Genomic DNA, 9855 nt, shown 5'->3' with positions numbered 1-9855 from the left:
ACCAGGACATCCTTGACTCCCCCACGAAGACGGCGTTCCAGTGGAGTACCAGAAAAACCGAGGGAAGATCATGTTTTTGGTCGAAGTGGGGGTCAGAGTTCGTCCGGTGCTGGGCCGGTCCACGCCCACGCGAAGGTGACCAGGACGAGCAGGCCCACGACGAACACGGGCGCGTCGGCGAGGAAGTGGCCGCGGAGGGCACCGAACACCCCGGCCACCAACGGAACCAGCCAGATCGCGGGCGGTGGCTTGACCGGTTGGGCGTAGCGGGCGCGGTCGCGGTGGGGCTGGACGACGAAGAGCATCCCGAAACCGCCCTTGCGGCGCAGGCGGCTCGCGGGCCAGAGCCGCACGCCCGGTTCCGGCTCCACCACCGCGCGGCCGAGGATCCCCTTGGTCGCGCGCACCGAGACGGTTCGGCCCGGCTCGACCACCTCCAGCGCGGGATCCCAGTGCACGCGCTGCCACCGCACGCCCGGCAGCGAGCGCGGCACCGGTTGGACGAGCGCGTCGGCGTCGAAGGGGAGTTCCGGCGGGAAGAGCAGCAGTTCCGCGACGCTGCCGGTGGACCCCATCTGGACCTGGTTGCGGCCGCGGATCACGACGACCCGCATCGGGGTCGGGTCGGCCGCCGCGGCGGACCGGTTGAGTCGCCACCGCAGGGTCCACGCGAGCAGGACCAGCAGGACCAGGCCGCCGATCACCGCCGTGGGCCACCAGAAGTCCCACCCGGTGAGCTGGTCGGCGTTGCGGATGCCGGGTTCCAGGATGACCACGTTCGTCGGGTCCGGGATGACGGCGTACGGCCCGAGGTTGGGGTCCTTGCCCTCACCGGGTTCGTAGCGGAGCCGGATCTCCTGGCTCGCCCGCCACTTCGACGGCTCGTCCACCGTCACGAGCAGCAGTTGCTCGTCCTCCTCCTCGTCGTGGTACGCCACAACGGTTTTCTCGTCCGTCGGCCGGAACCCCTCCGCGAGCCTGCCCACGGTCTCGGCGGTGGCGCGGCCGCGGAGGGCGTTGTCGGCCGAGACCCGGACCAGGCCGACCCCGGCCACCAGCACCAAAGCCGCCGCCGCGGTGATGATGGAGTAGCGGACGACGGCCAACACCGGACGTTCCGACGACCAGGACATCCCCGACCCCCCAAAGCTTGTGTGCCAAGGGAATACCAGTAAGTCGAGGGGATGTCACGTTCTTCTCGTCGGGGGACTACCCGAGCTTGGCCGCCACGTGGTGGGCCGCGTCGAGCAGCGCTTCGGCGGGCCCGCCGGACGGGGAACTGCGGGCGATGCCGTGGGCCATCGTGGTGAACACGAGGTCGTGCAAGGGTTTCTGCAACTGCCAGTAGAGCCTGCCCGCCAGGCCGTCCGGGGTGAAGGTGACGGTCTGGCGGTAGCGCGTGCGGCCCTCGTGCTCGTCGACGGCCATCTCCAGGACGGTGTCGCCGGGCATCCGCATGTCCGCGTGCAGCACCAGCCTGCGGGCGGTGTCGTCGCGGTGCCGGACGGTCCAGAAGTCGACCACGTCGCCGTCGGCGAGTTCCGGTGCCCGGCCCCGGTAGAGCCCGACGCCGCCCGCGAGGTGGTCGAGCGCGCCGCGGACGGTCCACACCAGGGGGATCGTCCGCCACCCGTTCGCGCCGCCGAGTCCGGTGATCGTGCGCCAGACCTCGTCGGGCCCGGCGGACGACGGCAGCACGACCTCGTCGACGAACGGCGTGTCCGCGGTGGCCTCGCCCTCGGGGTCCGGGCAGGCGGCGCGGATCGCGTTGTCCACGGTCGTCGGGCCGCCGGGCGGTGGGGGCAGCACCTCGGTGACGTCGAGGTCGGTGGGCTCCAGGTCGTGCTCCAGCGAGGCGAACAGCGGCGCGGCGACGGACGAGGGGATGGGCGTCACGAGACCCGCGAGCGTGGCCGCCACGCGGTGCGACCACAGGGGAGCGGGCACCGGCAGCCGCACCCGCAACCCGGTCACGCGGGCGTAGCGCTGCACCAGTGAGAGGTAGCTCAGGGCCTCCGGGCCGGACACGTCGAACGCGCCGCGCACCGGCCGGTCCAGGTCCGCCGCGGCGAGCAGGTAGTGCACGACGTCCGCCACGGCGACCGGCCTGCTGGTGTTGCGCATCCACCGGGGCACGGGCACCCACGGGGACAGGCGGGCGGCGCTGAGCAGGTCGAAGCTGGCCGACCCCCGCCCGATGACCATGGAGGCCTGCAACGCCAGCGCGGGCACGGCCCCGGCCGTGAGGATGTCGCCGACCTCCGCGCGGGAGGCCAGGTGCGCCGACACGTCGTCGGACGTGGGCCGCGGTCCGCCGAGGTAGACGACCTGCCGGACGCCTGCGGCCGCCGCCTGCTCCGCCAGGACGGTCGCCGCGCGGCGGTCCACGTCGGCGAAGTCGTCGCGGTCCAGCGAGTGCACGAGGAAGTACACGACCTCGACGCCGTCGAGCGCGGCGCGCACGGCCTCCGGGTCGGTGGCGTCGCCGACGTGGACGGCGACGGAGAGCGGGGCGTCGGGGTCGCGGACCAGCGCGCGCACGGCGTGACCGGCCTCGACCAGGGCCGGGACCAGCAGCGATCCGAGGTAGCCCGTCGCGCCCATGACCAGGCAGCGAGCGGCGGGGGAGGGGCGCATCGTCACCACGCTAGGGGCAGGGGGGCGTCCGCGCTGATCGGCGCGGGGTAGCGTCGAGCCACGTGCTCACCACGATCGCCGTCCTGGTCGTCCTCGGCTGCCTGAGCGGCGTCACGACCGTCCTGTTCGGATTCGGCGGGGGCTTCGTCACCGTCCCGGTCGTGTACGCGGTGGCCGCGAGAGGTCCGGACGCGATGCACGTCGCCGTGGGCACGTCGGCGGCGGTGATGGTGGTGAACTCGCTCGGCGCGACGCTCACGCTGCACCGCTCGGGGCGGTTGCGGCGCGAGTACCTGTGGCCGCTGTCGGGGTACGTGGCGCTCGGCGCGGTCGTCGGCAGCCTGGCCGCGGGCGCGGCCCCGGACTCCCTGCTGCACCTGCTGTTCGCGGTGTACCTGGGCATCACGATCGTGGACAGCCTGCTGCGCCGCGGGTTCCTGGCGGGCGGTGGCGAGCCCCGGCCGTTGGGCCCGGTCACGACCACGGCAGGCGGGATCGGGATCGGCGCGGTGGCGAGCTTCCTCGGGGTGGGCGGCAGCGTGATGACCGTGCCGCTGCTGCGCCGCCGCGGCCTGCCGATGGTCGAGGCCGCCGCTATGTCGAATCCGTTGAGCCTGCCGATCGCGGTCGTCGCGACCACCCTCTACCTGGTCGGACCCGGTCCGTCCGGCGCGGTCGACCCGGTCGCGGCGGCGGCGCTGCTCGCCGGGTCGCTGCCGACCATCGCCCTCGCCCGGCGGGTGCTGCCGCCGATCCCGGACCGGGCGCACGCCGTCGCCTACGTCGGCCTGCTCGCCGCGGCGCTGGTCGCCGTCCTGGTGAGGGGTTGACGCAACCCGATGGTTGCCATAATATCGCAACCAACAAGTTGCTACTCAAGGAGGCAGTCATGGGATTCCCCGATCGCATCGAACGGGTCGTCGAGATCGCCCACTCGCCCGCCAAGGTGTGGGCCGCGATCACCACGGCCGAGGGGCTCGGCACGTGGTTCGGCAACGACGCCGAGATCGACCTGCGCCCCGGCGGCACGGCCCGGCTGACGTGGACCGGCGGGCACGTCGCCGACCTGCGGATCGAACGGGTGGAGGAGCCGACCGCGTTCGCCTACACCTGGCACATCGAGGGCCTGCCGGACGACGACCCGCGCCGCACGTACGTGGAGTTCACCCTCGAACCGGTCGGGGCGGGCACGCGGCTGACCGTGGTCGAGTCCGGGTTCGCCCAGGCCCCGGAGGACGTGCGCCGCAAGGCTTTCGACGGCAACACCCAGGGCTGGGCCGCCGAACTGGGCGAACTGGTCGACTACCTCGATGCAGCCTGACACCGAGGCCATCGCCGAACGGGTCTTCGCCGCGCTGGCCGACCCGAGCCGCCGGTCCCTGCTGGCCGCGCTCGCCGAGGGCGGCCCCGCCACGGCGACCGACCTCGCGAACCGGTTGCCCATCACCCGGCAGGCGATCGCCAAGCACCTGGCCCTGCTCACCGAGGCCGGGCTGGTGACGGCCGAACCGGGGGAGCGGCGGCGCGTCCGCTACCGACTCCGGTCGGCTCCGATGCGGGTGGCGCAGCAGTTCCTCGCCGCGCTCGCCCGCGACTGGGACGGCCCGCTCGGCGCGTTGACGGACTACCTGGACAAGACCTGAGTCAGCGACCGGTGGCGGCCAGGACGGCGGTGGCGATGGCCTCGTGGCCCGCGGGAGTGGGGTGCACGTCGGTGAGGTCGCAGAAGTACGTCAACGCGCACACCCGCGCCACCGCGGTCGGCACCTGCCCGTGCTCGGGGTCCTGCGTGGTCTCGGTCAGGGGCGCGTAACCGCCGGTCGCCGCCGTCACGTCGACGAACGTGGCCCCGACCTTCTCGTACTCGGCCTTCAGGGCGGTGTTGAAGAAGTTCTGGAACAGCGGCACCGACAACCGTGCGAGGTCCTGACCGTTCGGGAACGCGGACGACACCCACGCGCCCAGGAACATGTCCGGGTAGGTCAACCCGACGATCGGCGCGTCCCCCGCGGCGTCCCGCAGCGCGGGCAGCACGGCGGCCAGGTTGGCCCGCACCGTGGCCACCGCCTGCACCGCACACGTCAGGGCCTCGGCCGCCCGCGCGCACGGCGCGAGATCGTTGCCACCGATCACGACGGTCACCAGCCCAACCCGCCCCTGGTTCTCCCGCAACACCCGCACCGCCGCGTCCAGTTGCCCCGTGCCCGCCGGGTCGGCCGCACCGGGGGCGCGGTTGGCGGGAGAACAGGCGGAGTCGTCCCGCAACTGCACGGACGTGGCACCACTGCACGCCACGTTCACCAACCGCAGTCCTGTTCGCTCGGCGACTAGGGAGGTGAAACCACCCGTGGGTGCGCTCGTAGCCGCCGGGGGCTGGTAACCGGTGGCGTACGAGTCGCCTAGTGACACGTACACCTGGTCGGCCGGGGGCGGGGTGCTGCTGGAGGTGGTGGCGGACGTGGTCGCGGGAGTCTCGAGAGCCTGCCCACCACACGCCGCAAGCCCCACCAACAACACCCCGACCAACGCAACCCGTCGCCCAACCCGCACGTTGTCCCCTTCTCGCCTCGGTTCCCGAGGGTACAGAAGGCCAGGTCTTTGACCGGTCGGTCCACAGTGGACCGACCGGTGCGTGCGGTAAGCCGACGTTCGGTTGGCCTCGAACAGGTGGTATCCGCAGTTCTGCGTTGTGCTGGGGCGGTGGGGTCGGCTCTTGTGGCGGTCGGCCGGAAGGTCCGGTCGGTGAGGCGTGGGGTGGGCGTTGGCCGAGTCCGAGACCGATGATGTGCCAGGCCCTGGCACTCAGATCGGCACCGCGTCGGATGGAGGGCAGGTCTACCAGGCGACGCGGGATCTCACAGTGCACAACGTGTCGGCACCACCGCGGATGGGGTTGGCGTCCTGGGTCGCGGTAGTGGTTGTGACGGTTGGGGTTGCGGCACTCGCGATCTTCCTGCTGCCGTGGCCGAGTCTCCAAGCGCCGACAGGATCGACTCGCGACACATCGGTCCCCCCGCAGGGGTCGGTGTCGCTGCTCGACGACAAGTGGAAGGGCGCGGATTTTCACCAGGAATCCGCAACGATCAACGGCCAGAGCTATCCGCGCGCGATGACGGCGAAACTGGGCTGCGTGCGAGCGCGGAACATCTCACACCCATTGCCGCCAGGGCATCCCCGGCACTTCACGATGCTCATCGGACTGGTCGATCCCAAGCCGGGAGAAGTAACCGGCGTCACCTTTCGATTTACCGTGGACGGTCAGGAGCGTGAAGGCACGTTTGCCGTCAGCTCAGGCCAGCCGCCGACACAGGTCCCGATCCCGGTCGACTCGGCCGCTTCGATCACCATGGTGGTGACCACGAGCAACGGTAAGTATTGCGAGTCGACGACGGTGGCGATCGTCGATCCGGAACTGGCCGAGTGACTGCCACACCGACCGGGTGAGAATCCGTCCTAGGCGATGCCCGCCGCGATGAGTTGTGGCCAGATCACGCCTTGGTCGACGACCTCGACGCCCAGTTTCTCGGCCTTGGTCAGTTTGCTCTCGCCGACGCCCGCGCCGGTGATCAGCAGGTCGGTGCTGGCCGACACCGAGGACGCCGTGGTCGCCCCTGCCTTCTCGCACAGGCGTTGGAAGGTCGGGCGGGCGACTTTTTCGCCGGAGCGGGGGTCGTTGATCGCGCCGGTGATCACCACCGTTTTGCCTGCCAGGGGAGCGCCTGCCGCGACGACCGGTGGCAGGTCTTCCTCGCGGACGTCCAACGACACCCCGCGTTCGCGTAGGCGCTCCAACTCGGGGCGTAGGCGGGTGAGGTGCTCGACCAGGGACGCGGCGACCTTGGGACCGATGTCCTCCACGGCCACCAGGCCATCCACACCAGCGTCGAGGACGTCTTCCAGGGAGTCGAAGCCCGCACGGCACAGGCGGGCCGCGGTGCCTTCCGAGGCCATCGGGATGGCGAGGCCGATCAAAGCCCGGCGGAGGCCGACCTGGCGGCTGGTGTCGATAGAGTCGATCATGCGGGTTGCCGAGACTTCGCCGATGCGGTCGAACTCCAGCAGGCGTTCCTTGGTCAGGGTGTAGAAGTCCGACGGGTTCACCAGGATCCCGGCTTCGGCGAGGCGTTCGATCCACACCCCGCCGACGGCCTCGATGTCGGCCGCGGCGCGGGAGGCCCAGTGGATCAACCGGCGCACGGTCTGGGCGGGGCAGGCCACGTTGGTGCAGAACAGTTCCCGGCTGTTGCCCTGCTCGGTCAACGGCTGGGCGCACGAGGGGCATTCGCTCGGGGGCACGATCTCGCGTTCCTCGCCGGTGCGCTTGGACGCGTCCAGCACACCTGCAACGAAGGGGATCACGTCGCCGGCGCGGCGGACGAGGACGGTGTCGCCGATGCGGATGCCGCGGGCGCGGATGACCTCCTGGTTGGCCAGCGTGGCGCGGGTGACGGTGGTGCCGCCGACGAACACCGGTTCCAGCCACGCGACCGGGGCGATCTTGCCGGTTTTGCCGACGTCCCAGACGACGTCGGACAGCACGGTGGTCTTCTCCTCGGCGGCGAACTTGAACGCCAACGCCCCGCGTGGGGAGTTCGAGCGGGTGCCGGCGGCGGCGTAGGCGGTGCGGTCGGCCAGGCGCAGCACGGCGCCGTCGAGGTCGTAGTCCAGGTCGTTGCGCTGCTGCTCGATCGCGGTGATCACCTCCTGGGCGGCATCGGCGTCGTCGCAGTGACGCATGTCGGCGGCGGCGAACCCGAGTGTGCGCAGACCGCGTTCCAGGTCGGCCTCACCAGCGTCGGGGTCGGTGTCCAAGTCGAAGGCGAAGAACTGGAGCCGACGCTCGGCGACCGTGGCCGGGTCCTTCGCACGCAGGGTGCCAGCGGCGGCGTTGCGGGGGTTGATCAGCGGCTTGTCCGGGTGCGCGACGTTGTAGGCGGTGAACGTGGAGCGCAGCATCACGGCCTCGCCGCGCACCTCGACCCGGCCCGGCGCGTCGACCCGCGCGGGGACCCCGTCGGTGAGGGCTTTGACCAGCGGGGTCACGTCGTCGCCGGTGGTGCCGTCACCACGGGTGACCGCGCGGGCGAGTCGGCCGTTCTCGTAGACCAGGGCGAGCGAGAGGCCGTCGAGTTTGGGCATGACCACGACGGGTTGGCCGGGGAAGCGGCCGAAGAACGCGGCGACCTGCTCGGGCTTGGTCGACTTCTCCAGCGACAGCATCGGCCGCGAGTGCCGGATCGGCGCGTGCAGCACGCCGGGTGCGCCGACCTGCTCCAGCGGGTTGGGGTCCGGGGTCAGGTCCGGGTGCTCGTCGATCAGGCCGCGCAGCTCGTCCTCGACGACGTCGTACTCGGCGTCGGCGACCAGCGGCGAGCCTCGGTAGTAGGCGTCGCGCAGCACGACGATCCGGTCGGCCAGTTCCTGGATGCGTTCCCGAGCGTTCACGGCGCATGACGCTACCTCGACCCGCTCGAGAACGACTGGTGATCGCGGGTTTCGCGGGAACCCGGTCGGGTGGCGTGGCGTCGGAGCGTCGTGAGCCAGACGCGGCGGGTGAGGTTGTCCACGGCGGCGCTGTGGGTGTGGGGCGTGGACGCGGTGGCGGGCGTGCTGGCGGTGTGGCACGGGTGGGGGATCCTGATCACGCCCGAACGGACGTTCTTCTGGTTCATGACGTTCGCCGACCTGGTGGTCGTGGCGGTCGCGGTGTGGCTCGGCCGCCAGTGGCCGCGGCACGCCGACATCGGCCCGGACGGGATCGTGCTGCTGCGGCAGCGCGTCCGGTACGACGCGGTCACCGAGATCCGCCTCGGTGACGTGTCGGCGAAACCGTTCTGGCTCGCGTTCTGGCTGCCGACCTCGCTCGTGGTCGGGTTGATCGTCGCGCTGATGGGCTCGGGGTCGTTCGCCTGGGAGGTCCTGGAGATCGGCACCGCGAACGGGCGCGCGCGCCTGCGGTGGCGCACCAGCGTGGGCCACGACGAGGTCGTCAAGGCGTTGCGCGCCGCCCGACCGGACCTGGAACCCCGCTACGGCCTCGACGGAACCGCGCCCGCACAGGACTTCTCACCCCGGATGTCGGTCGGCGGCGGCCTGCTCGCCGCCTGCCTGGCGGCGTGGGCGGTCATCGGCGGCTGGTCCGGCCTCCAACTGCTCGACCAGTCCACACTGGAGGGCCCGTACTCCGTCGAGGCGACCTCGGCGACGTTGACCAGGGTGACCGACCGGCTGAAGGGATACGATCCGCTGCCCGACGTCCACCCTGAGTACCAGACGTGGAACTGCGACCGGACCAACTACCTGCTCGGCCCGTCGTCGGACGTGGTCGACCTGCACCTCAAGATCGTCTCGCCGAACGTGCCGGAGGCCACCGCGGACGCCATCGAGGCACGCCTGCGCCACGACTCCGGCATGGCCCCCGACGACTACCTGTTCCGGGTCGGCGGCACCGACTCGGACGTGTCCATCGACATCCCGGTCGTCGACACGCTGTACATCGAGATCTTCACCGGCTGCGTCCACGCAGACGACCTGCCCGCCCTCCAGCAACGCCTCGACGCCATGGCGGCCGCCCTGGGAGCCCGCTGACCCTCAGCCGAGGTCCCAGCGCGACGCACCCTGCGGCTCGGCGGTGGCCACCCCGACACCGGTGCGCACGACGAGCCGGTACAGGTGCCACGGCGGCGGCCCGGCACTGGGCGCGGTGAAGGACGCGGTCAGCGCGTCACCCACCACCTCCACCGGCCACCCACCCGTCCGGTAGACAGCCGCCACCCGCTCCAGTTCACCGCCGTCCACCACCCGCCGCGCCTCACCCTCCAGCGTCAGATCCACCCCACGCAGCCGGACCGCCACGCTGCACGCCGGGTTCACCGCGAGGTTCCGCGACTTCAGAGTGGACGGCCCACTGACGAAGTACAGCGAGTCGTCCACCCAGATCGCCCCAACCCCGGCCGAGTGCGGCCGCCCGTCAGGCCGGACGGTGGCGAGGAAGAACGTCAGGTCCTCCTGGGGCGTGTCGCTGGCGAGGACATCGCGCGCCCTGCTCCACGGCAACTCCGCGGACCCGTACTGATCAAGGTTTCGAGTGCTCTTCGGCTCGGTCATACCCGTACGTCGAACGGGCCGCCCGCGAATCGACACGTCACGCCGACGACTTCACCGAGCCCGCGGTGGGGCGGGGGGGGGGGGCCGGCCCCCCGCGCCCCCCGGCGCGTA

General features: G+C 71.5%; 10 protein-coding genes. 5 read left to right on the top strand and 5 right to left on the bottom strand.

Annotated features, from left to right (window positions below; genetic code table 11):
- Window positions 1–92 precede the first annotated feature (92 nt).
- Entirely contained in the window at window positions 93–1133 is a 1041-nt protein-coding gene (locus ACFWW9_RS44305; RefSeq protein WP_390389352.1) for a hypothetical protein, read from the bottom strand.
- Between the two features lie 76 nt (window positions 1134–1209).
- Entirely contained in the window at window positions 1210–2637 is a 1428-nt protein-coding gene (locus ACFWW9_RS44300) for a DUF2867 domain-containing protein (RefSeq protein ID WP_390389351.1), read from the bottom strand.
- 62 nt (window positions 2638–2699) lie between these two features.
- Between ACFWW9_RS44300 and ACFWW9_RS44295 the strand changes: the two genes are divergently transcribed.
- Genes ACFWW9_RS44295 through ACFWW9_RS44285 form a run of 3 tightly spaced genes read left to right on the top strand, consistent with a single transcriptional unit; the run spans window position 2700 to window position 4280 of the window.
- Window positions 2700–3467 carry a sulfite exporter TauE/SafE family protein gene (locus tag ACFWW9_RS44295; protein WP_390389349.1) on the top strand — a complete coding sequence of 256 codons (768 nt, stop codon included), beginning with the start codon at window positions 2700–2702 and terminating at the stop codon, window positions 3465–3467.
- A 59-nt stretch (window positions 3468–3526) separates the two neighbouring features.
- Complete coding sequence (locus ACFWW9_RS44290) at window positions 3527–3958, top strand: SRPBCC domain-containing protein (protein WP_390389347.1); 432 nt, start codon at window positions 3527–3529, stop codon at window positions 3956–3958.
- On the top strand, window positions 3948–4280 hold the full coding sequence (locus ACFWW9_RS44285; RefSeq protein WP_390389345.1) for an ArsR/SmtB family transcription factor: 333 nt from the start codon (window positions 3948–3950) through the stop codon (window positions 4278–4280). Before ACFWW9_RS44290 ends, ACFWW9_RS44285 begins: the two co-directional genes overlap by 11 nt.
- 1 nt (window position 4281) lies before the next feature.
- Here ACFWW9_RS44285 and ACFWW9_RS44280 read toward each other — a convergent pair whose 3' ends face one another.
- Window positions 4282–5046, bottom strand: a complete 765-nt coding sequence (locus ACFWW9_RS44280) for a GDSL-type esterase/lipase family protein (protein ID WP_390389343.1) — start codon at window positions 5044–5046, stop codon at window positions 4282–4284.
- Window positions 5047–5398: 352 nt separating this feature from the next.
- Between ACFWW9_RS44280 and ACFWW9_RS44275 the strand changes: the two genes are divergently transcribed.
- Complete coding sequence (locus ACFWW9_RS44275) at window positions 5399–6061, top strand: hypothetical protein (protein ID WP_390389340.1); 663 nt, start codon at window positions 5399–5401, stop codon at window positions 6059–6061.
- Between the two features lie 29 nt (window positions 6062–6090).
- Here the strand turns inward: ACFWW9_RS44275 and ligA are convergent, their stop codons facing one another.
- Window positions 6091–8082: an NAD-dependent DNA ligase LigA gene (ligA, locus tag ACFWW9_RS44270; protein ID WP_390389337.1), complete on the bottom strand. Its 1992-nt coding sequence runs from the start codon at window positions 8080–8082 to the stop codon at window positions 6091–6093.
- Window positions 8083–8172: 90 nt separating this feature from the next.
- Between ligA and ACFWW9_RS44265 the strand changes: the two genes are divergently transcribed.
- On the top strand, window positions 8173–9225 hold the full coding sequence (locus ACFWW9_RS44265) for a hypothetical protein (protein ID WP_390389336.1): 1053 nt from the start codon (window positions 8173–8175) through the stop codon (window positions 9223–9225).
- Between the two features lie 3 nt (window positions 9226–9228).
- On the opposite strand, the gene ACFWW9_RS44260 is transcribed toward ACFWW9_RS44265, so the two are convergent.
- Window positions 9229–9744 carry a pyridoxamine 5'-phosphate oxidase family protein gene (locus ACFWW9_RS44260; protein ID WP_390389335.1) on the bottom strand — a complete coding sequence of 172 codons (516 nt, stop codon included), beginning with the start codon at window positions 9742–9744 and terminating at the stop codon, window positions 9229–9231.
- Between the last annotated feature and the right edge of the window lie 111 nt (window positions 9745–9855).

This window comes from Umezawaea sp. NPDC059074 (genome assembly GCF_042738955.1).
Classification (GTDB): Bacteria; Actinomycetota; Actinomycetes; order Mycobacteriales; family Pseudonocardiaceae; genus Umezawaea.
Note: the sequence above shows the minus strand (reverse complement) of the source record. Positions and strands in the feature narration are given on the sequence as shown.

Coding starts and splice junctions, on each gene's coding strand:
- ACFWW9_RS44285 (WP_390389345.1), top strand. CDS start 3,948: ATGCAGCCTGACACCGAGGCCATCGCCGAACGGGTCTTCGCCGCGCTG.
- ACFWW9_RS44305 (WP_390389352.1), bottom strand. CDS start 1,133: ATGTCCTGGTCGTCGGAACGTCCGGTGTTGGCCGTCGTCCGCTACTCC.
- ACFWW9_RS44260 (WP_390389335.1), bottom strand. CDS start 9,744: ATGACCGAGCCGAAGAGCACTCGAAACCTTGATCAGTACGGGTCCGCG.
- ACFWW9_RS44290 (WP_390389347.1), top strand. CDS start 3,527: ATGGGATTCCCCGATCGCATCGAACGGGTCGTCGAGATCGCCCACTCG.
- ACFWW9_RS44300 (WP_390389351.1), bottom strand. CDS start 2,637: ATGCGCCCCTCCCCCGCCGCTCGCTGCCTGGTCATGGGCGCGACGGGC.